We start from the raw sequence: 23,993 nt of genomic DNA on the forward strand, positions 1-23,993 counted from the left end.
ATTTCATTTTCTCCTAGTATTGGATTTTCCCACACTCATTAATTTTATTGATATAATCCAATAATAATGATACTATCAAATAGTAATTAAAAAATTTGATAGTATTTTTTCATAATCTGTCACGCTTTCTAATGATTTTTTATGGTAAATGGAGATAAGTATGATTTTAGGTGAAACTTATAGGAAAATAAGAGAAGAAAAGGGGATTTCTATTTCTTCATTAGCAGGTGCTGAAATTTCAAAATCTCAAATATCTAGATTTGAATTAGGAGAAACAGAGATTTCTGTCTTTAAGTTATTGTATCTTCTTGAAAGAATAGGAGTAACACTAGAAGAATTTCTGCTTATCTGTAATCATTATCAACCTTCGGATTTTAATATCTTAATAGCTTCTGTTAAACAGGCCGCATATGATGAAGATACTCAAGCATTACTAGATATGGTAGAGAAAGAAATAGAACTTTTTCATGAGACAAATTCTCATTACCATAAATTAAATGCTATTTTCATCGAAAGTATTGTTTCAGGAATGGATAAGAATTATCAATTGAGTCGTCAAGACGCCTCTTATCTTACAAACTATTTATTTTCCGTTGAAAACTGGGGTTATTACGAAACGCTCATCCTTGGAAATTGCTGTCGTGTTCTATCTCCAGATTTATTATTTAGATATGCCAAAGAGGCGCTCAAAAAAGGGAAGTTGTATAGTCCTATACCTAGAAATAGACAATCTCTCATTCAACTACTTCTCAATTCTTTGATTATAATGATTGAGAACGACTTATATGAGGAATCTTTATTTTTAAAACAGGCTACGAAGAATATATTAGCGGATTCCACAGATTTTTTTGAACAAACCATTTTGCTATATTTAGATGGATATTTGGAACTGAAATTCTATCATAATCAAAAATCACTTTTAAAAATCGAAGAAGCTTTAAAAATTTTCGAACTCTTCAATAAAACAATCTACAAAAATTACAAACAATACTTTGAGAAACACATCATTCATTTAGTAGACTAGGCCATTTATCTATAAGGTAATAACGTAATCAAACTCTTCCAATATTTCTGGATTTTGATCATGAGTAATGACAATAACAATTGCATCTTTAATGGATAGAATGTAGTCCATTATTTCTTTTGCTTTTATTGGATCAAGGTTACTTGTAGGTTCGTCAAATATATAAACTGAATATGTTTTGACTAAAAACCTAGCTAAATCAATTCGTTGCTTTTCTCCTTCTGAAATGATTTTGTTTGATTGAGCTAGGTTTTTACGAAGGAAGTCTTCATTAAAACCTAAGGATTTTCTTAATTTTTCAGTTAAATGAAGGTTTCTAGCCATTTTGATATTCTCTAGAATATTGCCTTCAATTAGAAAGTCATTTTTTTGCACAAACGCAATATCTTTATATAACTCCTCTGAGGGAATATCAATATTCTGTTTTCCGTTGATTTTTATTTCTCCATCATAAAGATTTTTTGGATAATAATTTAGTATTAATTTTACTAAAGTTGTTTTCCCAGCTCCTGAAGCACCTATAATAGCATAACGCTTGCCTTTTTTAAATTCATAGGAAAAATGATCAAATAATATTTTATTTTCAATTTCATAATGTAATTGGCTAATAGAAATGGTCGAAATATTATCACAATTAATTGTAGTTGTTTTATGAAAAATTTCATGATTCTTCTCATATAGATTTTCTTGGATATTATCAATAATGGACTTACAACTGTTGATTAAATTTTTATTGTAAAGAATAGATTGTAAAGGAGCAAAGACACCGTTTAATAATTGAATACTTGCTACGAGTAATCCAATAGTCAGTAAGTTATTTCTTACAAAAAAGATACCAGCAACCATACAGGATAGTTGAGAGCAAAAACTTAGTAAGGTTCCAGTAGTTGAAGCTAGGTCTTTTAAAAATTGATAAGTTTTTCTGGACTCTTCAAATTCTAAACTGATTCCTTGAATTTTTTCTTGAATCCAGCTTTGAACATTTAATAACTTAATTTGTTCAAAACCATCAATAAAGTTTGTCATTTTTGATAAATAGTGACTATTTTGTAGGGAATAATTATTAGTTGCTTTAGTCATTAACTTTCCAGGAATTTGAGATAGAAAAATCGTTATACTCGACAATAAAAGAAAGACTAATGCTAATCGCCATTCTATATAGATAATAGCAACCACACTCATGATAAGGGTCCCTAAATTTGCAATTAGAGAGATTCTAGGAATCAATAAATTTTCTTGAATAAGGTCACTATTTTTGGTGATATTATTTAAGAAATCTGAATGGTTACGGTTGTCAATTTGGTTAAACTCACGCGATAAATAATGTAATAAGAGACCCTTTTTTAGATCTATAATAACTTTTTTTACATATTGATTTTTAAGATAGGAATAAGAACAAGAGATAAAGAACCATAGTAAAATTGAACTTACACAAATAGTAATATGAAAGAGTAATCCACTATTTGAATTAGATATACTATCAAGTATTCTTCCTAATTGAAGAGAGAAGAATGTCATTAAAAGAGAACTTGTCAAACTTAATAAAATAATCAAGAAATATAGTAATTTATATTGTTTCGTAATCTGGTTCATATCTTACTCCTTAAGTAACTCTGATGAGAATATTATAATCCAAATATGAAAATCAGAAACAAACCTCCCGTATTTGGGACGCAATGAATAGTTTACACTAAATATAAAAAAATTATAAAATAATTATTTTTTAAAATAAGAGGAGAACTCATATTTTTATTTAACAATGAATATATCACACTAAACCAGATAGAATATACAAGTTAATTTGTACCTAAATTACTATATATTATAAGAAAAATAGAAACTCTAAAGCATTCTGTACACTTTAATTTTAATTCATCTCTTTTCGTTTCTCACACTAAGTACTAAGACGGGATTATAAGCACATCAACAAAAAAACTCTATTCAAACTTACCTTTGAATAAAGTCTTTTAACTATCTAAAAAGTTCACATTTTATGCTTATTTATGGAGTTAATGAAGCGCCAACTAAATCCTAGAACCAACATCAGATTGATGAAAAGGTACACAGCCGTAAAACTAGTTAAACCATATTGTCTGATATCATCAAAATATAAAGTAGGTTCAGTAAAGAACAAATAAATTCCATAAACCTCCACGAAAATAAGAAAACTGACAAAACCAATCAGGAAAAGTCCACTGGCAATAAGAAAGAGTCTCCATAAAAGAATGAGAATTCCTCCTACTGCTAAAAAAATTACTGGGATAAGGAGTAAATCATTCATGACTTTCTCCTTTTTAGTCAATTAATTGACGATAATGGGTGGCAAGAGAGGAATCAAACTCTTCTAATTTTTGAACTAAGTCCAAATACTCCTCTTTTTCATGTTCTTCAAAGTCCACACCTCGATGATTCTGAAGAGTGATTTCCAATTGGCTAGTGAGTTCTCGTTTAGAAAAACTGTAATCGCCTGTCACTTCCTCATAATGTTCCTTTAACTCCTTGTAGGCTTGGTATTCTTCAGGTGTTTGAAATCCCTGTACCAAAGCCTCTTCTAATTGATAATAGGTATCTTCCATCATAATTGTTACCTCGTTTCTTTCTGTCTTTATTCTACCGCGCTTTTCTTTTCTTGTCCGCTATTTATATCTATTTTTTAATCCAATTCAAAAGAAAGTTGCTCCTGCTTTTCGTTTCCTTTTTCGTGGAATTGTCTTAAGGCCTGATCAATAATATCTAAATCCGTTTCTGTTTCAATCAATGGCGCGAGTACATCGTATTCGGCCTTTTTAGTTTGATAATCCTCTTCCTTTGGAAAATTTTTCTCAATTTCTACTCTAGCAGTATTCCATTTATCCTTTAATTCATCCAATAAGTTCTGAGTTTTCACTTGGTCCTCTTTAATGTGATCAATCGTATGCTGAAGCCTTTGAATGGTCCCCAAAGGAGAATACAAATCTAAACTGACAGAATACTGATTTTCCCCTACAATCTTAACAGAGAAGGTTTCAGGAAGAGGTTGATTTGTTGGAAGACTAAGCATTTTAATGTCAAATCCTCGATAGCTTGCTAGGGTTCGGAATTCTTTGCTGTCAGCTTGATTATGACGGATAAGACGGTGTAGGGATTCCCCTGCTTCAGCTCGTTGATCAAAAGCTTGCTTGCCTACCGTCATAGAAAATGCCTGGTCTTTCGACATTTCAGACTGTTGAATGTCGCCTTCATACTTGCTTAATCGTTTCTCAAGAATGGGCATATTTTCTTCACAGTAAGAGATTGTATGACGATAGTGATCCTTGCTGCGTTGAAAGGCGCGTCTTTGATTTTCTAATAGAGTTAGATCATTCTCTAGTTCCATCTTATATTTGAGATAAGGATTACCTGTTGCTAGCGCCTTAAAATCAGAAGCCGTCATAGTCTGCTCATCAATGTCTTCTGCAGCACGAATCGGCTCCTTAGAAGTCATAATCTGCTTAATATAACGAAGTTTGTTCTCCTGAGTTGCCCATAGATAATTATCAAACGAACCTTTGGTAATATAGTGGTAAATATCCACTTCCTTGTTTTCATTTCCCTGTCGGATAATACGTCCATTGCGTTGCTGAATGTCACTTGGTCTCCAAGGGACATCCAGATGATGAACTGCTTTCATCTTACTCTGAACATTTAAACCTGTTCCTCCTTTTTCAGTTGAGGCAAGAAGAATCCGCACCTCTCCTGCATTGACCTTTCGAGACAAGGTATTCTTCTTTTCATCACTATTGGCATCATGTACAAAGGCAATTTCCTTACTAGGGATTCCTCTATCAACTAATAAAGCCTTTATTTCAGAATAAACATCAAAGCCATTATCCTTTTTCTTAGGTGTTCCAATATCTGAAAAAATCATCTGAGTAGCCTTATTTCCCATTCCTTCACGATAAATTCTCTCAACATTATCCACTACCTGAAGCAGTTTATGATTGTCTGCTAGACTATAACTAGAGTCCAATAAACGCATATCAATAGCTAGTTTCCGTGCCTCACCTGTTATCTTTAACATGTTATCCTGGCTCGGATCAACTGTTCCACATTTGACCATATCTGACCTCATAACTAATTCTTCTAAATAGAGTTTCTGGTTTTCAGTTAACTCACTCTCAATAGGGATAATATGAGCTTCTGGAACAGGTAAATCCATCATATCTTGTGTTTGAATGTCGGCTGTTTCTTTATAGATTTTCATCAACTCAGGTAAATTGACAAACTTTTTAAATCGTTTCTTAGGTTGGTACTTATCCCCTGTAGGAGCTAATTCCATAGAGTTTTGAATTTCTCCAAAAGCACCTACCCAAGAGTCAAAATAATCAACTTGATAGCGTTTTAAGATATCTGGTTGAATGTAGTTCATCATAGTATACAACTCACTAATAGAATTTGAAACAGGTGTTCCTGTCGCAAAGACAATGTTTTTAAAATCATGCTCTTCCTGAATCTGTCGAACCTTCATTTCCATATCCACGTTCTTCTTAGAGGTTGTATTGGTAATCCCTGCTACATTCCCAAGTCCAGTAATTGGACGAATATTTTTAAAGTGATGTGCTTCATCCACAAAGAGAAAATCAATTCCTAAGTTCTCAAAATCAATAAAACTATCACGATTGAAGCGTTGGAGTTCTTCCAATTGTTTCTCTAGACCACTTATTGATTGTTCCGCTTCTTTAACAGTATACTTATTTTCAGAATGTGTTTTAATCTCTCGTAATTCATTGAGCTTATCCTCTATATAATTCATCTGTCTTTCCTTACTGACAGGGATTTTTTCAAATTGAGAATCCCCAATGACAATGGCATCATAATCTCCTGTAATAATACGTGAAACAAACTGTTTTCTTCTCGCCTTCACAAAATCTTTCTTAGTGGTCACAAAGACTTTTTTAGTGGGGAAAAATTTCATAATTTCTTGGCCAAATTGAGCAGACAAACTAGAGGGCACCACATACAAGGGCTTATGAACCATCCCCAACTCCTTTAATTTAAACCCAGCACCAAGCATGGTCAAGGTCTTTCCTGAACCTACCTCATGAGCTAACAAGGCTCTTTTTTCTTCTACAATTCTTTGAATGGCATTCTCTTGGTGAGGACGAAGACTGATGTTTTGTGCCAAACCATCAATGACTAGATGGCTACCGTCATACTCTCGACTAACCGTTCGATTATAAAGACGATTATAACTTTCTTCAATGACTTGTTGGACTTCTGGATACCGTGAGACAAATTCTTGAAAGAGCTCTTGTAAATGCTGCTCTTTTGCTCTTAGAACAGAGGTTTTTTCCAAATCTGTGATGGTCTTTTTCTTTTCTCCTTCCGTAACAGTCATGGTAATCGTCGGTTGGTTTGAATTTAGTAAATTCTCAAAAATCTTTCTTCCTGTATCATAACGTGACCCACTGACTCCAAGACTACTATCTTTGGCACTTGGATAGCGATAAGCAAATGATGTCCTTAAATGAATCTGTCCATCGACAGGATTCACTTCAATGACTTGTTCAACATCTGGCGAAGACAATTCAAATTCACGATTGGTAAAACATTCAAAGGCAAATTTACCATAAACGGATTGAGGAATCCAACGTGATCCTATTTTAAACTCAATATCTGCCAGATGAATCCGTGGAGGGCGAACAGATTCTAACAAATCTAAAGCATGGTTCCAATCATATTCTTGATTGTTTTCCTCCACTAATAGTTGAACTACTTCTATCTTGTTGAGAATATCTCCTGATAAAAACTGGTTCTTAGAAAGATATTTTCTTTCTCCTCTTAAATAGCTTTCTGGATCCATTAAAATCTGGTCTCCTAACTCATCTAAAATAGCAGCTTGGCTATGTTCAGGATAAATTGATACCATATAGTCTAAATCAACCCCTCTACCATCCGATAAACTGGAGTTTAAGGCATCTAAAGCCGTTGATACTCTTGTAATCACTCTCTCTGGCCTAACCAATGCTTTCTCAAAGGCTAAAGATTTTTTATATTTTACTTTCTGATCTTTAGAATCGATGTATTCATCTTCTAAACTTGCTAGTAAAGAATACTTATCGTCACTATCAAATAAGTTCCTATTAACGGAAGCATTCAAGTATCCAAATTGACTTACAAAACGGTCATATTCACGATTGAGTTTACTAAGCAATTCCTGAAAATCAGCCCGACTATAATCTTGATGACGTTGAATTTCAATTAGGGATTGATAGGTCTCTCTCAAATCAACCATGCCCTTAATGCGACTAATATCCTTATCCGATAAGGGGCTTTCATAAAAGACCGTTTTTTTGAACAAGCCCTTATATTTCCCTCTTTTACTCGCTTCTTCTGACTTGTATACATCTAGTGCTTCCTCATCTGTCAAATGAAGTTGCACGAATCGATCTATTTTATGTTCAGACAAGGAACTGTCCCAAGCTTTAAAATCTCCCTTCTCATCTACATAATAACTAATTTCGTCTACTTTTGAACTTTTCCGAATGCCATGCGTATCTCGATAATAAATTTGATTTCTCTCATATCCAAAAGAATAGAGCGCTAAGTTCTCACGTATATGACTTGGGATAGAATTATCCACTTCTTCTTGGATAAAAACAGGTGCTTTCAAAGAATTGTCAATTTGTTTAGGTGCTTCTACATTCTCTAATGCTTTCATTATGTCAGTAGCTAATGTTTCTGATTCCCCCTTAACATTGAGGGTTCCTCCATTAAAATTACGTACCTCATATTCACCCAAAACTTGTGTATTGTATTTCCCATCAAAATAAGGATTGATCCAGACACGCTTATCCTCCTCAAAGGGAATAGAGCCACTAAAGACAAGTTCCTCCTCATTAAGATTCTTTGCTTGATCCTTTTGAAAGAATAGGAGATCTGTGGTCACTCGAGTACCTGCAATCTTTTTAAAAGCCGTATCCGGCAACCGAACTCCCCCTAAAAAATGAGTGCTAGATTTAATCTCTTGTAAGACATTATCTGTCCGCTTATCCATTGTGCCAATAGAAGAGATAATCGACACCTGCCCTCCGTCTCTTACTAAATCAAGTGAGTGTTTGATAAAGTAGTCGTGAATCATGTAAGGTTTATCATAGTTTTTATCGGCAATGCGAAAATTTCCAAATGGAACATTCGTTAAGACTAAATCAAAACTATTATTTTGAAAGGGAACTTCTTCAAATCCTCGAACTTCAATATAAGCATTAGGATGTAGTTGTTTTGTGATTGCGCCTGTCACACTGTCTAATTCAACTCCATAGAGTTCTGACCTCTCTCGTATACTTCTAGGCATAGCCGCAAAGAAGTTCCCAGTCCCCATAGAAGGATCTAATATCCTTCCACCCTCAAAGCCGTCGTCCACTAATTTTTGCCAAATCTGGCGAATAATCATTGGGTCTGTATAATAGGCTGTGAGAGAACTATGTTTCATGGTGGAGTATTCTGATTTACTTACTAAGCTCTTAAGAGTTAAACGTTCTGCTTCATACTTTGGATTGAGTTCATCAAAAAATTCATTGGCAAGACCACCCCAGCCGACATACTTGGCTAGTAGTTCTTGTTCTTCTGGATTCGCTTGTCGTCCCTCTTTTTCTAATCTTTTAACAAGTTCAATTGCGGCGATATTCGTTTCAATCTTTTCTCGATTTGTCTTAGGATAAAAGTCCTCTAAATCATCTGGAAAAACAAAATCTAGAACAGGGACATCCGTCTCTTCTATACCTGAAATTAAAGATTTTGTTTCCTTATCCTTTTCATTTACATTTTCTTCTTCCAGGTAGGAAAATAAATCTATTTCCTGACTTTCACTTGATGAATCAATCTCAATCTCTGAATCTTCTTTTTCAAGTTCTAAATGAGACAATACTTGTTCAATCTCTTCCAAACTGTTCAAGTATAAGATAGGATTCTCTTCAAATAACTGGTTGGAATCATTGAATAGCTCTAGGCGAACTAAGTCATTTAACTGTGCATTTTCAATCGAAACCAACTGAAATACTTGTCCTTTATAACTTACTTGTGAACCGATTGGATATTCCCTCAAAGCTTCTTCTACAATTTTATCGACATTAGAAAAGGAGTTAGTTTCTTCCGTTTCCTGTTCAATATCACTTGAAGGAGATAAAATTTTCTCTACTTGATTAGACTTTTCGCTTTTAGCTTTTACTTCATCAAAATGAGTAATAATCTTCAGCTTTTGTATCAGTGGGAGTTGTATGTAGTTTTCTTCATGATGGACAAGATCCGTAACGATATCTAAAGTAGCCATCAATTCTGAACCCAAATAGGCTAGAACATCTCCCTCTTTTTCTTCAAAATGAATCTCAGGAACTTCTTTTTTAACCTCTTTTGAGTCAACCATTAGAAGAAATTCCTCTATATCTCTACTAATACGGTCAGATAGATTATTCGCAACCCGATAGACATTGACTAAATTAACATCCTGATTCTGATGAAATACAAGCTCACTTAATGGTGTTAGTTTCTCTTTTTCAGATTGGATGTAAAATCGAGTGGAAAGGTTATAGCTTGCGACTTTTAGCACCAAGTTTTTCTCAAAATTACTTAATTGAGATAATTTATCTAGACCTGCTTGTCCAAAATTTCTTGTGTAACTTTCTAAATCTTGGTCATTATTTTCAGAACTGGCCTCTAGGAAAGAAACAATGTCTTGATGAAACGAATAGACATGAGGTATCTCTTCTATCTTCTCCTCTTCAGTCAAAAAACTCTCTACCAAGTCCTGCCATTTCTCATCAAAATGTTGCGCCTGATAGCGAAGAAATAGGTCCATTTTATCCCTATCTTTTGGAATTGTTCCACGAAACATAGCCAATAATTGTATTACTTCCATACTCGCTCCTTTCATCTATACGAAAATAGGAGAATCACATGATTCCCCTACAACTCTATCTCCATTTCAACCTCTTGAGGAATGGTTTCTAAATCACTAGATAAAAGAGAAACGGCATCCATTCTCATGTAGTAAGTATATAAGTCTTCTAGGTCTTGTTGGTTTTCAATCCCTGTTTCAATACTAATCAGAGCCTGTATAAATTCCTTGTAGTGACTCTCCATCATATCTGAAATCTTTTGTTTCATTTCCATAAATACTGATGACGATTCAGTGATACTTGTTTGGTCTATGTCTTGTAAATCCTTTTCTAAGGGATTGGTTCCTTCTTCTATTTCCACTAAATCTGAACGTCCATCACCATCAGAATCTGCGCTAAGAGGATTGGTTCCTAGAGCCAATTCTTGAGCATCAGTTAATCCATCTTGATCCGAATCACGTTGATAAATGGCTTCCATATACTTCCTTCTTTCCTAGTTAATCTTTTTTCACTCCAATCCTACCAAATATTCCTTGAAAGAAGTATCACAACAAAAAAAGAGAACGAGCCAAAACTGCGTTCTCCTGAAAATGATAAAAATATATTTTATACCACAAAAGATATGTAAACTAATCTTTTAAATAATAAAAAAGTTCCGATGTTTGTAAATGTTTTGAGTAAATGGAAATTACTTTTTCACCTTTTGGAAATACTGTCTTTCTCTTCAAATCTAATAAAGATTGAGGAACAATTTTCCTAGAGGTCTCTTTCAATGTTAATGCTATTATCTGTTTTCTTGTACGTAGAGCATAATCAAACTCCAAATACAAATAACGTCCTGAACCAGTTAGATGAACATGCTTTCCCAATAACTCCCCAATGGATCCTAAAACTTGTAACTTTTGCATCGTGGTTCCATCTTTTTTTATTTTCAACTCATCAATTATGACATGTCTATTTAAACAATCGTCAAAGAAACTGCCTGCACCTTTTCGGTAATCAACACCACATAGGTGCATGAAATTAGTAGGTGAAAAATGAAGTTCAACACTTTCAATTTCCGTTTCATAATACATAATTTTGCCAACAAAGTGTTCTTTAAAAAAAGAAGCCGCAATTTGTAACTGTGTAAAAAAACGCTGAAGTTTTATTGTTTCGGTGTAATTTGGATTACGATAATCTCTAGAATTTGCCATATTTTCCTCACAAAAAAAGGTGGTTTACAGAGTCTGTAAGCCACCTAGTCAGTCGGTTTATTCTGGTGTCTGCCACCGCTTGGCCCTTACGTCCAAGATTGCTATCGGATTTCGTTCTGGTGTCCGCCACCGCTTGGCCCTTATGTCCAAGATTACTATCAGATTGACCATGAGCCGACCACTCATCTACACTATTTATTTTACCTGAAAATAGCTAAAATTGCAAGTGTAAACTTCTTTATTTCGTAGTATAGGCAAAACTAATGGCACTATCTGCATGAGAGATTTTTCTAAAGGTATAGTTAGGGTTGCCACCATAGTTAGTTTCAGACACAAGGAAAGAACCATCATCATAGACCTTCTCTACAAAAGCCACATGACCGTAGATAGCTGGTGTACCATGTGTACCTCCTACAAAAGAAACAATAGCACCTGCTCTTGGTGTGGAACCCGTTTCTCCACCAAGACTTGAAGCTGTCGCAACCCAGTCCTGACCATTTCCCATGGTATTAATGATTGAAATCTTCTCTCCATTGCTTCCTTTTAATTTTAAGCCTAATTGATTCATACGAGCCGCAACACCCCATGTACATTGTCCATAGGCATAGGCCATACCATCTCCACCACCAGGAACAGAATGTTCATACAAGTCTCCACGAACACCTTCAAGGGATTGCGGGTCACTTTTTGCCTGTCCTCCATTTGTTTGGCTGAAGCCTTTTTCAATTTGGTAATACCATTCCGTTGCTCTGGTTTGTCTTTCCAGTAGTTTGTCACCAGAATTTCCCTCCCAATAGGTGAGGAAGAGTTGGGCGAGATTGGCTGCACTGCCCGTATTTTTAAAGAAATCCTTTAACCAACTTTGATAGTAAGGACTATCCCCATGAAGCATAAAATCAAGTTGTAGGTCTAAATCATACCATTTCTTATTTTGGGTGCGTGCATAATTTAACAAGGCTGTATGCCGTGTTGACCCATCTGCGGTATCTGTCCATTGCCCTAAACCTAGACCTCTATGAAGAATATTAGGATAAGCACCACTATAAATGGCTGGACCTCCAATCGCTAACCAGCTTTCATCATCCCATGAGGAATCGGTAGCGCCAACAGGAGGAGATAAATAATCTCCTTCAGCTCGTTTAGGATTAATAGAAGACTCTACCGACCAATTTCCTAAAATTGCCGCAATGGCTTGGGGACTTGCCCCTTGAGATTTCAAAAACTCATAAATATGTTTTGCTCGTTCAAACTCATCCCCACCAAACTGACCAATGGCTGGTAAGATAGTGGTCTGAAGTTGAATGACTTTTGGAAAATAAAATTGCGGATTGACATACACCAATTTTTCTTTCTTGTTTTTATACTTTTGATAGGAAACTTTCAAACCTGTATCGTCTGGTGTTTCACCAATAATATCACCCGTTAGGACTCTTGTCCCCTCAATCGCACGGCCATTATGAATAGAATACAAGGTCAATCGACTCTCATTCTCTCCTTTTCCGTTAGTGAGAATAACATCATCTCCGTCTAGAGATACAACACCATCCATTGGTGCGACAATTGTTTGGTGAGCCTTCGCTTCTAGTAGTATATACTCCTGAAGAGTAGGTTTTCCGTCTAAATCATAGTATCCATAACGATAAGTCATGGTTAGACTATCTTCGTTGCTTTTCCCCTCAAATGGATTGTCCAATTCCTGCATGGAAGCATAGACCCCCTCTTCTTTTAGTTCCTTTATTTCCTCTTGATCGTCTTTCGATAGTTTATACTTAGGAGTTTCATAGAGGTCTTGCATGGATTTCAAATCATCCCCATCGTTTAAATCATGCCACAAAGTAGACAGATAAGCCTTGTAAGATTCTGAACTAAATAAGTGAACTGGTTTGTGTAACTCATAGTCATGGAATTTAAAGTTCATATACCCCATCACATCATCAACTTTTGTGTAATAAGTAATTCCTTTGTCATTTGTGCGAGTATGTTCTGCATCTTCCCAAGTTAGGTGGGTATAAGCTTTTGTTAATTCAAATTCATCTTGTTGAATCAAACTAGCAGATGAAAATCCTAAAAAGAAGCTCATCATAAGTAAAAGAAGAAAGACTATTCCTCCAACTATCCAGGTTACAGGATTTCCAGCCACAAATGTAAAGAAGGAAAAGGCTCCTTTTAATTTTTGATAGATATTTCGGACACTTAAAAGACCTTGTTTCTTTAATTTTCGATACCGATTTTTAAAGGAACTTGGATTATCTTTAGTTAGTTTCCATCCTTTTCCATCCTTAAAATGATGGTATCGCTCTTTTGTGTTGGTCAGTCTTTTCTTGGTAAAACGACCTGTTGCTTGTCCTGTTTTGACACTAGCTTTTCCAAGATTATAAGAAAGCCGACTGTAGCGTTTCCCTTTTCTAATGGTCTCATGAAGTGTGCGATAACTTTCTAAATCTTCATTTTCTGAAGCTAAATCTCCACCTTCACGTCCAAGGACATAAAGAAAGGTTTTGGCTTTCCTACTGATTTTTTTGAACTTATAGGCTTGCTTAGTAGATTTTAGATTCTCTTTTGCGGCTTTGACTTCTTTCTTAGCTTTTAATTCTTCTAGATTCTTCCCTTGAAGGAAAAAATTGGATTTTACTTTCGTTTCCTGACCGTAGAAAAATTTTTGATTGGTTTTTCTTTCTTTACGACTCTCTTTTCTTTCTTCTTTTGCTTCAACCTTAGCTTCCTTAAATTGTTTCTTGGCTATTTTCAATCGTTTCCTAGCATGAGGCAATCGTCTATCTCTTAATTCTTTCCGATTCAAAAGTGATGGAGGACTATTTTGAAGAATATGATTGTAGTCTTCATTTGCTTGTTTTACTCTAGCCTTTGAAGCTTCTCTCATATTCTCCAGCTTTTGCTTTATCTCATTTTTCCATGCTTTTTCATCCAGTACAGCGGAATCTTTTTTCTGTTTTCTCACCTCCTTCTTTCCTTGTTTTAAGAATTTCTTCTCATCTTTTAGACTTCTTCTAAATGCCTTTCGGGCACGTATGATTTCTCTCTTATCCTTCATTTACCTTCCCCTTAATTAGAAGCCATTTTATCAGGATCTGTACTCATGATATCAAACAATTGTGTACCTTGGGGAATCTTATTTTTAAAGGGAACGACAACTGAACCAGCTTTTATTAGTCCTGCCCCTTTTTCTGGATTGACTAGGTATTTTTCGAGTTCTTTTGACAAGCCTAAGAGTTGAACTAGTTCTTCTCGGTCATTTTTTGCTTGCTTGAGGAGAATCATAAATTCACTATTGGCAATAATCCGTCTACCATTTGGATCTAACAATAAGGTTTCGACATTTTGGGTTATCCCAGTCGGACTGGCTCCATATTTTCTGACACGACTCCACAATTTAAAGAAGAAATCACTGGCATATTTATCTAATAAAAGAAGCTGCATTTCATCAAAATAAATCCAAGTCTTCTTCCCTAATTTTTGGTTCCGAACGACACGATTCCATATCTGATCAAAAACAACCATAAGAGCGATTTGTTTCAGCTCATCTCCTAACTTTTTAACGTTATAGATTAAGAAGTTAGATCCTGTCTGAATATTGGTCTTATGAGAAAAAATATCAAGAGAACCTTCAACATACAGTTCCATATCAAGTGCCAAATTCTGCGCTTCTTCTTCTGGTTGTTGGCTCAAGACAAAGACCCATTCTTCCAAAGAAGGCTCTTTAAATGACTGATAGGTGAGTCTGGTGACTCGGTCTATAATCGATTTTTCTCTCCCATCCATTTTTCTATCCAATAACTTGCCAATAAAAGATAAAAGAAATTCTGATTTTACCTTTACAGGATCCTCATCCATATTTTCCTCAGACAAGTCAAGGACATTGAGATAAGTTTGGGAATCGGGCGCAATATCAATCATTTCTCCCCCAAAAGCTCGTCCAATGACACTGTATTCTGCTTCTGGATCCACGATGATAATTTCAGTATTTTCACCAGATTCCTTGATTTTGGTCGTGATAATTTCATGCTTAGTTGCCATCCCTTTCCCAGCTCCAGATGTTCCTAAAATCAGACCAGACGGTGTATTTAATAGGCTGCGATCAATGGTAATAATATTGCTTGAGATTTGATTGATACCATAATATTTCCCACTACGGTCTTGTAAGTCTACTGAAGTCCAAGGTGAGTTCACTGCTATATTGGACGTTAATAAACTCCGTGATACTCCCTCTAAAAAATCACAACCAAATGGCAGCAAACTATTAAAGGCTGCTTCTTGCATATATGGAAGTTTATCAATCATTAGGTCATTTGAGCCGGCCACTTGTTGAATCGTGTCTAGGGCTTGTTTGAGTTCTTCTTCATCCTGACCAAAGACCCCAATCAAGAAGACCGTTTGAAATAGTTTATCTCCTGTCTCGGTCATGGTTTTTAAGAGTTCCTCAGCTTCATCGATATTGCTTTCTAATACATGACCTACTTTTTCCAAATAGATACCTGTACGAGCTAGTTTTTGTTGTTCCCCAATCTTTTGGGATTCCATTAAGGTTTTCTTTGTTCGTAGTTTCTTCATGGCATCTGCCTTGGTCGAACTTTGAGCATGAAGGCTTACAATCAATTCCAGATCTCCTTGCATGAGGTCTCGGATAAACTGATCCCCTAATTCCATACCGTAGTCTCTCACATAGACAATCTGTAATAAGCGGTCATTGATTTGTAGGTAATTCTTGTTTTTAAAATCCAAGAGATTAGGTGCTATGAAGTGACGAGTTGTCTGGCCAGATCTCGTTAAATCACGATAAGAAAAAGGAAGATGGTGTTCTCCTCTAAGCATATCTGCCAACAAGTTCACCCGTTCTTCTCCAGTCAAGGAACCAAATCGAGCATCAATTTCTGAGAAACCACTCTTGAAATATTCGCCTATTTGAGACAAGGAACGATAAGCTTGTTTGGGATTAGAATCCTTTCTACCAAAACTAATCAGTTTCACAGCCGAAAAGTTATTTTCACCACTATCTAAATTTTGATTCATCATCCGATTCAATTCTTTACGATAGCTATCGTACCCATCTTCTTTTTCCTCATACAAAACACTGTGTCTGAATTTTTCTAAATTCAATCTTTTATTAAAAATGGTCAATTGGAAGTTGGTTTGGTCATCTAAAGAGTTAATCAAATCAGAATACTTCTCAATGATTGCTCCCTTATCTTCTAAACCAACGGTCTGGTAATTGACATCACCAAGTAAATAGCTTTGTGAAAAATAATCTTCTTTTACCTGCATCAGACCATTTTGATACAAGGCTTGATAGGAAAGAGTATTAGCCGTTGATGGTAACACTTCCTCTTTTTTATCTTTAACTTCTTCCTTTTTATTAGTCGTTGAAGTCTTTTGTTTCTTTAATGTATTTGATTTTCTTTTCATGTTCAAGTCCTTTCTTTCCTGAAATTGTGCGTAGGGGTATCGTTAGTTCAAAATGAAGACGGTATTTCAAATAATGTTCAAAATATAAATCATTGGGTTTATAGACTCCAAAAAGCAAGAGGGGGATGGTAAAAGCAAACACAAAACCGTAAACAAACCAATCTCCAAATTGCCAGAAAAAGAGATTCAAGCCCAAAACAATAATTGTGACAATAAAGGCTGGTAAAACAAAGATGATTTGTCTTGTGGTGAAACCTAACCAAGCCCTGTGTTGGTATTTTGAGATGTCTTTAAAGACACGTGTATTCATGACTTTCCTTTCTAAAAAGGCTAAGAAGCAACCACTTCCTAGCCTTTATCTAATTACATACCTAAGATTGAGCGAGCCGTACGTTGAGAACCAACGAGGGCAATAATCAGTAAGATAGCTTGTACCAAACTACCAAACATAATCGCAAGTGATTGCAGGACTCCTGCACCATTTGAAACAGCTATTTTACCAGCAGATTCAAACAAAGGAACAAGAGAAACAATCAGAAAAATAAGAACCCCTTGTACCGCATAGACCATAATATTTTTTAAATAGCCTAAACCAATAGACTTCCATTCATCACTTAAAAATGTTGGAATCGTAAGAGGGGCAAATGGGATCATAAGGTAGAGTTGAATAAATCGAATAGATACCAAAAGATTAACCATGGCTGCACTTACTATCCGAACAAGCCAAATGAGGAGGGCGAAAAAGCCCACAATCATCCGGCCAATAAATCCTGACCCTTTTAATCCAGAGAGTGTATCATACTTTGCCCCACCGTGAGCCACAATCGAGGCCACTTGTTCAATGGCATGACTCGCAATCCCGATGATGGCTTCTACAATGACGGTAGTGTTGGTAATTACAACTGCGACCATAATATAACTAATCAGCATTGGCGCTAAGGCTTCAAAGGTCATCGCTCCACCAGAGTTAGCAATTTTCTTTGCCATCTTCGAAAACTCTAAAATGAGAACAACTGATAAAATCGCAACTCCAAGAGGCTGCATGACACTTTTAGTAATATTTGACATATAAGTCCAAACGGTTGGATTATAGCTAGATAGAGATTTAATCAGATCTACCGTAGATTGTAAATCCACATTAAATCCTTCAAATAAATTTTCAGCTGATATTTTTTCAGATGCAAGGTAAACAAAGGGTGAGACTAAACTAAGATTCATGTCATTGTTTATCCTCCTAAATTGAAATCTGGGTTACAAAGGCTCCAGCAGCCCCTACCATAACACCACCGACAATTTCAAGAATGGCATTCCGAACACCTGGTCCACCATCTTTAATATTGGTTGCAAGATTGACAATCCCAACAACAACGAGAAAGGCACCAACCGCAATCAATCCCTTCTGTAACAAAGACATAGCTTGTGCAAACATAGCACTTGCGTCAACTCCATAAACAAAACCTTTAAAATGCGTAATCATCTATTTCCTCTTTTCTATTTTTATTTTAAACTAGATTCAAAAGTTAAATCACGAATTCTAAGGCCTTCAAGATGATTTTCCTGACTTTGATTCAAAGGATTGATCTGATAGTTCCACCACCGTTCATCGGTTTCTTGATTGGCTAGGTACTTCCAGTTTGGATGCTTAGTTGAATTGTACTTTTTGCTTTTAAAGACAGGCATATTGGCAATTCGAACCAAGCATTCATGCCGTTTCATATTTCCGACCTCATCGGGTGTCATTAGATCACGAGCAATCTTTTGATGAGAAAGGGATCCTGAACCTGTCTGGCCAAAGGAACGACTAGTATTTCGAACATCAATGGTTTGTTTACCGAGTAAACCACTCATAAATTTAAAGGTATCTTCATCATTACCACCTAAGTATACTAAGCTATCACAGTTCCCAAGAATGGTTTTCCAAGCTTCTTTTTCTTTATAGAGTCCTTGAAGTTGAGCAATATTTTGTAGAATTGGAACGAGACTCATATTCCGAGAACGGACTGTTGAGGTTTGTTCAGCAAAATCTGGAATTTCTCCGATATTTGCGAATTCATCTAAATAGACTCTCACATGAAGAGGCAATTGACCCTTAAAATCAATATCTGCTTGTCTTGTTAGGGTTTGAAATACAGTTGAAAAAAAGAGGGCTGAAAGAAAGCGAAAGGTACTATCGTTATCGGGGATAACTAAGTAAACCATTGATTTTTCCTGGCCCCATGTCTTCATATCAAGTGTATCTTTTTTGGTCAAATCCATGACACTCTGAATATTGAAGAGGGCAAATTTAGCAGTGGTTACAGCTATAACAGAATCCAGAGTCTTATCCTTATAATTTTGAAAATCTGCCCAATTTCGCATGGTAAAATTTTCAGTCCCATACTTCTTAGCATAATTTTCAAATAGAATTTCTAAGACACTTTTTTCTTGGTTTTCACCCTTGGATAAGTGTTTAATGAGTTTTGAGATTTCAGCAAAACTTGGATAACGCCCTCGTTTTTTTCGCTCCTCCACTTCTTTTTTTTGACGTTTCAACAAGTTTTTGTATTCTTTTTGACTTAAACGACTTTCTTCTATGAGCTGTTCTCTTGTTTTGGGTGGATTATAGAAATCGACCAAGTAGGAAGCTAAAGCTCGTACCAAAGTCATAGAAGCTTCATCCCAAAATGGATCACTACGGGAGCCAGAGCCTTTGGTGTTGTTGAAATAAACCGTCAGCATGCGATTCAAATCATTTTCTGTCTCTATATAGCGAAAAGGATTGAAGCCATCTGAGTTCTTCATATTGACTAAATCTAACACCTTTACTTGGTAGCCATGTTCTAAAAAGAGTTTGCCTGTTTTCTCGGCCAAGTGATCTTTAGGATCCACTACAATATTAGAACTATTCATCTGAATCAGATTGGGTTTCACAAAGCGAAAGGTTTTCCCACTTCCTGAACCTCCTATCACCGCAATATTCTTATTTCTATCATATTGGGGTGGTTTTTTGTCTAATAATGTCAGACGAACGTCTTGTGCTAAGATCGTATCATGAGAAAATTCCTTTCCGTAAAAGAGCTTCTTTTCTTTTAGAGTTCCAAAACGGGCGCTCCCGTATTCTACCCCTTCTCGGTATTGTTTTTTGCCAGTCTCTAAATAGAGATAAACCAGCAACATCATCACAAAACCTAGTAGAAAAAAAGCACTTGATTTTCCAGTAAAGGAAACATTCCATGGCGACTGAAGAACTTCATCTTGACCTTCCATCAGAAGATGAATCCATTTATCTAATGTATTTCCAGTATAGGAATCATACAAAAGCGTCAAACGATGAAAAAGATAGCCTAGTAAGATACCTAACAGTGAGAATAGTAGGAATTTCTTTCCACTGTACATCATCTCACCATCTCTTTCTGTTTGACGGCTCCTTCTTGTCTAAAGGTAATTTGGGATTTAGCCTCATCAATTGCATCGTCTAATGACTTATCCATGGTAAAATCAGTTAATTTCTCCGGATCATTAACCATTTTTTCTAACAGATGGTCTAAATGATTGTCTAGAATCGAACGGTCTTTCGTGTAGAAATGCAGAGAATCCCCTTGCCAAGCGATGGCTAAAGGAATCTCTTCTTTTTCTAAAAAAGATTTAAATTTCTCTATATCAATTGGTTTGTCTAAAAAATCTTTTTTCAGATTAATCGTATCAATCGAATAGGGAGATTGTAGCAATTCTTCTAATTTCTGCACTCCTATCTTATAGGCAGAATCCTGTGCTAAAGCCTGACGTCTAGACCATTCTAGAATCTTTAAAAGACTTTTTACAGTAAATAAAAGACTACGCTCAGCATATTGAACTGCCATTCGTTCCTGTTGTTCAGAGGACATCTGATGCCTCCTTCTTCACAAATAGCAGCTTTCCTTCTTTATAACGATAAGCTATCAATTTCTGACGTTGCTTAATCGACTTGACAACCTGCAGTAGATCTCTCGAATAAGGTTCTCGAAGAGTAACTTCTACTGCTTTCCCATCAACGATACCAACACGTTTAAATTCAATGTAGTCTTTTTTGAGATGTCCTAAGCCCATACCAAAAGGAAAGTGATGAATCAATTGGATGGTACAACCACCTTTATTTCCCATTTGTTTCAAATCATACAAGTTTACTACCTTCATGATTAACTCCTTTATCTAGTTTGTCGCATCGTTTAAGTCTGGTAACGATAAACTCCGTGTCTGTTAGAAAATTCTCACACACGTCTTGTGCCAGTTGCCCTTCACAGGGAAATACTCTCAGTCCCTACTTACACAGGCACGCTAATCAAGACGGAGTGGATTCAATTTTCAAAGAACAGGTAGCTTTATTATAGATAAGAGTAGTTGAAATTTTTATCACATTTCTTATTTTTCTGTCGAGCTAAATTCATATTAATCAAAGACCTTTGAAATAAAAGACTAACATTATTTCATAACGTTAGCATTTCATTTCCCTAAAACAAGCTAATTTGGTCTAAAAAATCAGCAAACTATAAACTAGTAGGTTCCACACCAAATGTAGCCCCATACTGCCCCATAAGTCCGATTTGTAGCGTACAAGCCCTAAAAACATCCCAAGTGAAACATATAAACACCAAGCTAGAATGGTTCCTGGATGATGTGCTAAGGCAAATAAAACACTTGTCAAAGCAACTCGAATAGCTAATTTTCTAACCAAGTTCCATAAAATTTCTCGATACAGAAATTCTTCAACCATACTCGCATTGATTAAGAACAATAAAAATGAAAACCAAGGGACTTGATGTTGAAGGCCAATTAAGTTTGCTTGATTCGTAGTTCCTCGAGCATGGATTAGGCTAAAACATAGACTTATAATCAGTAGGCTAACGAATCCAATACCAAGCCATTTCATCCTAGATTTCATATTGACCTTATGAGCTTGTTTGCGTTGGCCATACATCCATAAAAAAGAAATGAGTGACGAACCATAGAGAATCTGTAGTATAGTTAACTCACCGATACAAAGAAATTTCAGTAAGTATAGAGATACCAATAAGACATTTACTTGTTGGAATATATAAACTGGAATTATTCTTTTCATAGTTACCTCCGAAATAAATCTTCATAATCTAAATCTAATACCTGCACAATCCTTTCTACCCATGGACTTTGAGGCATTCGTTGTTCCATCTTATAGTGGCGAATCTTTTGATACAAACGATTCAATTCACTTGGATAGTGAAACTCTCCCGCAAACATTTTTCTGGTTAACTCAATCCAGCTGATATTTCTTTCAGCCAAAATAATGGACAAGTTCTCCCAAAATCGTTCAGCCATATTGCTTCTCCTTTAACTAGATAAATAATGTGTTTGTTCCATGTAAATCAATTGTTTCGTATCTCTTGGCAATAAAGCTCTAGCCTCCTCTAGATTCAGATTTGGATAAACTCTCTTATTTGAAACCGCAAGAGGAAGTCTGATAGTTAGTTCAGGATTTTTTAATATCATTTCAATGAAATCCGTTAATCTTAGATTGTCACGGTTCTTAAATCGTAATAAATTAGGAGATAAAAACTCAAAACAATCTGAAGAATAGCTCATCATCTCAATTAATTTGTCCTTTGTCATTTCAGAAATCGAATGACAAGATACCTCTATTCCGTAGTTTTGAAAGAAATCTAAAAGAATTTGATTTCTATGGTTATTTTTACTTAGATAGAGATCAATCATGGGAGACCTCCCAAAGATTCGGTTCCATTTGATATTCTGAGACGATTAAGGAATCTAATAGATCTGAGAAGTTAATTGATTTCTTGTCTTCATCATAGGCTTTTACAGTTACTTGGGTTGTAAGTATTCCCTCTTTTCCCTCGGCTCGATAGCCTTGTCCATATAAAACAAAAACAAGATTCTGATTATCATCTACAAAGGCATCAGCTCCGTTCTTTATATCCTGACTTTCGAGGAATTCCATAACGTTTTGAAGATAGGATTCATAAAATAGTGGATAGTTATGTTTTTTATGGTAATCATCTAAAAATGTCACTTCAAACTCACATGGATAATTGGGCATTAAAAATATTTGTTCATCCAGCTGTTTGATTTCTGCATCATGTAATTCTGTTTCTAATTCGTCACAATCTAGTATTGACTCTTTATTTAAAGCTTTCATCTTTTTCCTCTATTTCTTTTAATTTCTTTGCGATTGCAGCAATCACAGGAACGGTTACACTATTACCAGCTTGTTTATAGAGCTGACTATTACTAGAGACTTTTCTAGCAGCTTCAAAAGCCCAATCAGGAAACCCCTGCAATCGAAAACACTCTTTAGGAGTGATTCGTCGTATTCTCAAACGGTAAAATTGTCCATTAATTAAAACACCGGCTACATGGTAAACTTGCTTATCTTCTCCTTCATAGCTAGCCACTACTACTCCCATTTGACCACTAGTTGTCAACGTATTCGCTATACCTTTTCCAACTCTACCACGCCGATACTGAGAACTTGGTCTTTCTAAATTGATTGAATCTCCAATCTCTGCTTGAGCGTACCCTTTTTTAGTTGCTTCCCTGATTTTTAGAAAATGGATTGGTTCTGGGATCAGTATTTTGGGAATTTTATCTCCACCTTGCATCGTAGTTAGTGTTGGAGATAACCCATCACTTCCATATACGCGACCAGTCTCCTTAAAGCTAGTTGGTAAATCTCCAACAACAACAATACCATGGCGATCCTGAGTATTCAAAGTAAACATTGGCTCTTGGTTTTCCTTAAATCGTCTACCATTTTGTCTTTTTTCTAATCTGTCTGGTGTCATACAAGGAATCGCAACTTTAAATCCTTCTCCTTTTCCACGAACTAATGTTGGCGCTAACCCCTCTGAATAATAGACTTTACCGCTCATGCCACTTTTTGATGGATTCAAATTTCCTAGTGTTTTTAAAGTCTCAGAGTTAGTTGCTTGACCTTCTCGTCTGAAAGGAAATAGGAGTCGGGTACCTTTCTTTCTAGAATGTCCGATAATAAACACCCTCTCTCTGTTTTGGGGAACGCCAAAATCCTTACTGTTAAGCACCTGCCACTCAACATCAAACCCCAACTCATCAAGTGTGGTAAGGATTGTGGTGAACGTCCGTCCCTTATCGTGATTGAGTAAGCCTTTAACATTTTCAAGAAAAAGAAAACGTGGTTGGATTTGTTTGGCCGTCCGAGCAATTTCGAAGAACAAAGTTCCTCTAATATCTTCAAATCCCAATCGTCTTCCTGCGATTGAAAATGCTTGACAAGGGAATCCCCCACAGATGATATCGACTTTCCCTCTAAGTTTTTTAAATTCGTCATCTGAAACATCTCGTATGTCATGAAATTCGATTTCTCCTTCCGTTTGAAAAATGGATTTATAAGATTCTCTAGCAAATTTATCAATCTCGCAAAATCCAATACACTCGTGTCCGACACTTTCCATTCCAAGTCGAAAGCCACCGATACCTGAAAATAAATCAATAAATCTCATTTCTTTATCACCC

At 35.7% G+C, this 23,993-nt stretch carries 20 protein-coding genes; 1 reads left to right on the top strand and 19 read right to left on the bottom strand.

Annotated features, from left to right (window positions below; genetic code table 11):
• Window positions 1-160: 160 nt before the first annotated feature.
• The gene (locus ADF75_RS03055; RefSeq protein WP_048789094.1) at window positions 161-1,024 is read left to right on the top strand and encodes a helix-turn-helix domain-containing protein; all 864 of its coding nucleotides are present in this window, start codon (window positions 161-163) and stop codon (window positions 1,022-1,024) included.
• 9 nt (window positions 1,025-1,033) lie between these two features.
• Here the strand turns inward: ADF75_RS03055 and ADF75_RS03060 are convergent, their stop codons facing one another.
• From ADF75_RS03060 to dcm, 19 genes are all read right to left on the bottom strand, one after another.
• Window positions 1,034-2,617: an ATP-binding cassette domain-containing protein gene (locus tag ADF75_RS03060; protein ID WP_048789095.1), complete on the bottom strand. Its 1,584-nt coding sequence runs from the start codon at window positions 2,615-2,617 to the stop codon at window positions 1,034-1,036.
• Window positions 2,618-3,008: 391 nt separating this feature from the next.
• A complete protein-coding gene (locus ADF75_RS03065; RefSeq protein ID WP_048789096.1) occupies window positions 3,009-3,305 on the bottom strand; it encodes a DUF5966 family protein in 297 nt (98 codons plus the stop codon).
• 13 nt (window positions 3,306-3,318) lie between these two features.
• Complete coding sequence (locus tag ADF75_RS03070; protein WP_023916199.1) at window positions 3,319-3,603, bottom strand: DUF5962 family protein; 285 nt, start codon at window positions 3,601-3,603, stop codon at window positions 3,319-3,321.
• A 74-nt stretch (window positions 3,604-3,677) separates the two neighbouring features.
• Window positions 3,678-9,896 carry a DEAD/DEAH box helicase family protein gene (locus ADF75_RS03075; protein WP_192831471.1) on the bottom strand — a complete coding sequence of 2,073 codons (6,219 nt, stop codon included), beginning with the start codon at window positions 9,894-9,896 and terminating at the stop codon, window positions 3,678-3,680.
• A gap of 47 nt (window positions 9,897-9,943) precedes the next feature.
• Complete coding sequence (locus ADF75_RS03080; protein ID WP_048789098.1) at window positions 9,944-10,354, bottom strand: thrombospondin type 3 repeat-containing protein; 411 nt, start codon at window positions 10,352-10,354, stop codon at window positions 9,944-9,946.
• A gap of 151 nt (window positions 10,355-10,505) precedes the next feature.
• Entirely contained in the window at window positions 10,506-11,072 is a 567-nt protein-coding gene (locus tag ADF75_RS03085) for a PBECR4 domain-containing protein (RefSeq protein WP_048789099.1), read from the bottom strand.
• Window positions 11,073-11,310: 238 nt separating this feature from the next.
• Window positions 11,311-14,124, bottom strand: coding sequence for a phage tail tip lysozyme (locus ADF75_RS03090; RefSeq protein WP_048789100.1), 2,814 nt, complete (start codon window positions 14,122-14,124; stop codon window positions 11,311-11,313).
• A gap of 11 nt (window positions 14,125-14,135) precedes the next feature.
• On the bottom strand, window positions 14,136-16,493 hold the full coding sequence (locus ADF75_RS03095) for a VirB4-like conjugal transfer ATPase, CD1110 family (protein WP_000824180.1): 2,358 nt from the start codon (window positions 16,491-16,493) through the stop codon (window positions 14,136-14,138).
• Complete coding sequence (locus ADF75_RS03100) at window positions 16,444-16,803, bottom strand: PrgI family protein (protein ID WP_001097587.1); 360 nt, start codon at window positions 16,801-16,803, stop codon at window positions 16,444-16,446. The genes ADF75_RS03095 and ADF75_RS03100 overlap by 50 nt, the downstream gene beginning before the upstream one ends.
• A gap of 53 nt (window positions 16,804-16,856) precedes the next feature.
• Window positions 16,857-17,711, bottom strand: coding sequence for a hypothetical protein (locus ADF75_RS03105; protein WP_048789101.1), 855 nt, complete (start codon window positions 17,709-17,711; stop codon window positions 16,857-16,859).
• 16 nt (window positions 17,712-17,727) lie between these two features.
• Window positions 17,728-17,970 (bottom strand): hypothetical protein, encoded by a 243-nt coding sequence (locus ADF75_RS03110; protein WP_000627865.1) that lies wholly within the window; start codon window positions 17,968-17,970, stop codon window positions 17,728-17,730.
• Window positions 17,971-17,990: 20 nt separating this feature from the next.
• Window positions 17,991-19,868 carry a VirD4-like conjugal transfer protein, CD1115 family gene (locus tag ADF75_RS03115; protein ID WP_048789210.1) on the bottom strand — a complete coding sequence of 626 codons (1,878 nt, stop codon included), beginning with the start codon at window positions 19,866-19,868 and terminating at the stop codon, window positions 17,991-17,993.
• Entirely contained in the window at window positions 19,868-20,356 is a 489-nt protein-coding gene (locus ADF75_RS03120; RefSeq protein ID WP_048789102.1) for a hypothetical protein, read from the bottom strand. The genes ADF75_RS03115 and ADF75_RS03120 overlap by 1 nt, the downstream gene beginning before the upstream one ends.
• Window positions 20,346-20,645, bottom strand: coding sequence for a hypothetical protein (locus tag ADF75_RS03125; protein WP_000869763.1), 300 nt, complete (start codon window positions 20,643-20,645; stop codon window positions 20,346-20,348). The genes ADF75_RS03120 and ADF75_RS03125 overlap by 11 nt, the downstream gene beginning before the upstream one ends.
• Window positions 20,646-20,979: 334 nt before the next feature.
• Complete coding sequence (locus tag ADF75_RS03130) at window positions 20,980-21,567, bottom strand: CPBP family intramembrane glutamic endopeptidase (RefSeq protein ID WP_048789103.1); 588 nt, start codon at window positions 21,565-21,567, stop codon at window positions 20,980-20,982.
• A 2-nt stretch (window positions 21,568-21,569) separates the two neighbouring features.
• Window positions 21,570-21,803, bottom strand: coding sequence for a hypothetical protein (locus ADF75_RS03135; RefSeq protein WP_000840776.1), 234 nt, complete (start codon window positions 21,801-21,803; stop codon window positions 21,570-21,572).
• A 12-nt stretch (window positions 21,804-21,815) separates the two neighbouring features.
• Window positions 21,816-22,196: an arsenate reductase gene (locus ADF75_RS03140; protein ID WP_048789104.1), complete on the bottom strand. Its 381-nt coding sequence runs from the start codon at window positions 22,194-22,196 to the stop codon at window positions 21,816-21,818.
• Window positions 22,189-22,638 carry a hypothetical protein gene (locus tag ADF75_RS03145; protein ID WP_048789105.1) on the bottom strand — a complete coding sequence of 150 codons (450 nt, stop codon included), beginning with the start codon at window positions 22,636-22,638 and terminating at the stop codon, window positions 22,189-22,191. Before ADF75_RS03145 ends, ADF75_RS03140 begins: the two co-directional genes overlap by 8 nt.
• The gene (gene dcm / locus ADF75_RS03150) at window positions 22,622-23,980 is read right to left on the bottom strand and encodes a DNA (cytosine-5-)-methyltransferase (RefSeq protein WP_048789106.1); all 1,359 of its coding nucleotides are present in this window, start codon (window positions 23,978-23,980) and stop codon (window positions 22,622-22,624) included. Before dcm ends, ADF75_RS03145 begins: the two co-directional genes overlap by 17 nt.
• Window positions 23,981-23,993: the final 13 nt, after the last annotated feature.

This window comes from Streptococcus sp. 1171_SSPC, assembly GCF_001069335.1.
GTDB classification, from domain to species: domain Bacteria; phylum Bacillota; class Bacilli; order Lactobacillales; family Streptococcaceae; genus Streptococcus; species Streptococcus xiaochunlingii.

What these genes read in the sequence shown, in the direction of transcription:
- ADF75_RS03055 (WP_048789094.1), top strand. Translation starts at nt 161, where the DNA reads ATGATTTTAGGTGAAACTTATAGGAAAATAAGAGAAGAAAAGGGGATT.
- ADF75_RS03060 (WP_048789095.1), bottom strand. Translation starts at nt 2,617, where the DNA reads ATGAACCAGATTACGAAACAATATAAATTACTATATTTCTTGATTATT.
- ADF75_RS03065 (WP_048789096.1), bottom strand. Translation starts at nt 3,305, where the DNA reads ATGAATGATTTACTCCTTATCCCAGTAATTTTTTTAGCAGTAGGAGGA.
- ADF75_RS03070 (WP_023916199.1), bottom strand. Translation starts at nt 3,603, where the DNA reads ATGATGGAAGATACCTATTATCAATTAGAAGAGGCTTTGGTACAGGGA.
- ADF75_RS03075 (WP_192831471.1), bottom strand. Translation starts at nt 9,896, where the DNA reads ATGGAAGTAATACAATTATTGGCTATGTTTCGTGGAACAATTCCAAAA.
- ADF75_RS03080 (WP_048789098.1), bottom strand. Translation starts at nt 10,354, where the DNA reads ATGGAAGCCATTTATCAACGTGATTCGGATCAAGATGGATTAACTGAT.
- ADF75_RS03085 (WP_048789099.1), bottom strand. Translation starts at nt 11,072, where the DNA reads ATGGCAAATTCTAGAGATTATCGTAATCCAAATTACACCGAAACAATA.
- ADF75_RS03090 (WP_048789100.1), bottom strand. Translation starts at nt 14,124, where the DNA reads ATGAAGGATAAGAGAGAAATCATACGTGCCCGAAAGGCATTTAGAAGA.
- ADF75_RS03095 (WP_000824180.1), bottom strand. Translation starts at nt 16,493, where the DNA reads ATGAAAAGAAAATCAAATACATTAAAGAAACAAAAGACTTCAACGACT.
- ADF75_RS03100 (WP_001097587.1), bottom strand. Translation starts at nt 16,803, where the DNA reads ATGAATACACGTGTCTTTAAAGACATCTCAAAATACCAACACAGGGCT.
- ADF75_RS03105 (WP_048789101.1), bottom strand. Translation starts at nt 17,711, where the DNA reads ATGAATCTTAGTTTAGTCTCACCCTTTGTTTACCTTGCATCTGAAAAA.
- ADF75_RS03110 (WP_000627865.1), bottom strand. Translation starts at nt 17,970, where the DNA reads ATGATTACGCATTTTAAAGGTTTTGTTTATGGAGTTGACGCAAGTGCT.
- ADF75_RS03115 (WP_048789210.1), bottom strand. Translation starts at nt 19,868, where the DNA reads ATGTACAGTGGAAAGAAATTCCTACTATTCTCACTGTTAGGTATCTTA.
- ADF75_RS03120 (WP_048789102.1), bottom strand. Translation starts at nt 20,356, where the DNA reads ATGTCCTCTGAACAACAGGAACGAATGGCAGTTCAATATGCTGAGCGT.
- ADF75_RS03125 (WP_000869763.1), bottom strand. Translation starts at nt 20,645, where the DNA reads ATGAAGGTAGTAAACTTGTATGATTTGAAACAAATGGGAAATAAAGGT.
- ADF75_RS03130 (WP_048789103.1), bottom strand. Translation starts at nt 21,567, where the DNA reads ATGAAAAGAATAATTCCAGTTTATATATTCCAACAAGTAAATGTCTTA.
- ADF75_RS03135 (WP_000840776.1), bottom strand. Translation starts at nt 21,803, where the DNA reads ATGGCTGAACGATTTTGGGAGAACTTGTCCATTATTTTGGCTGAAAGA.
- ADF75_RS03140 (WP_048789104.1), bottom strand. Translation starts at nt 22,196, where the DNA reads ATGATTGATCTCTATCTAAGTAAAAATAACCATAGAAATCAAATTCTT.
- ADF75_RS03145 (WP_048789105.1), bottom strand. Translation starts at nt 22,638, where the DNA reads ATGAAAGCTTTAAATAAAGAGTCAATACTAGATTGTGACGAATTAGAA.
- dcm (WP_048789106.1), bottom strand. Translation starts at nt 23,980, where the DNA reads ATGAGATTTATTGATTTATTTTCAGGTATCGGTGGCTTTCGACTTGGA.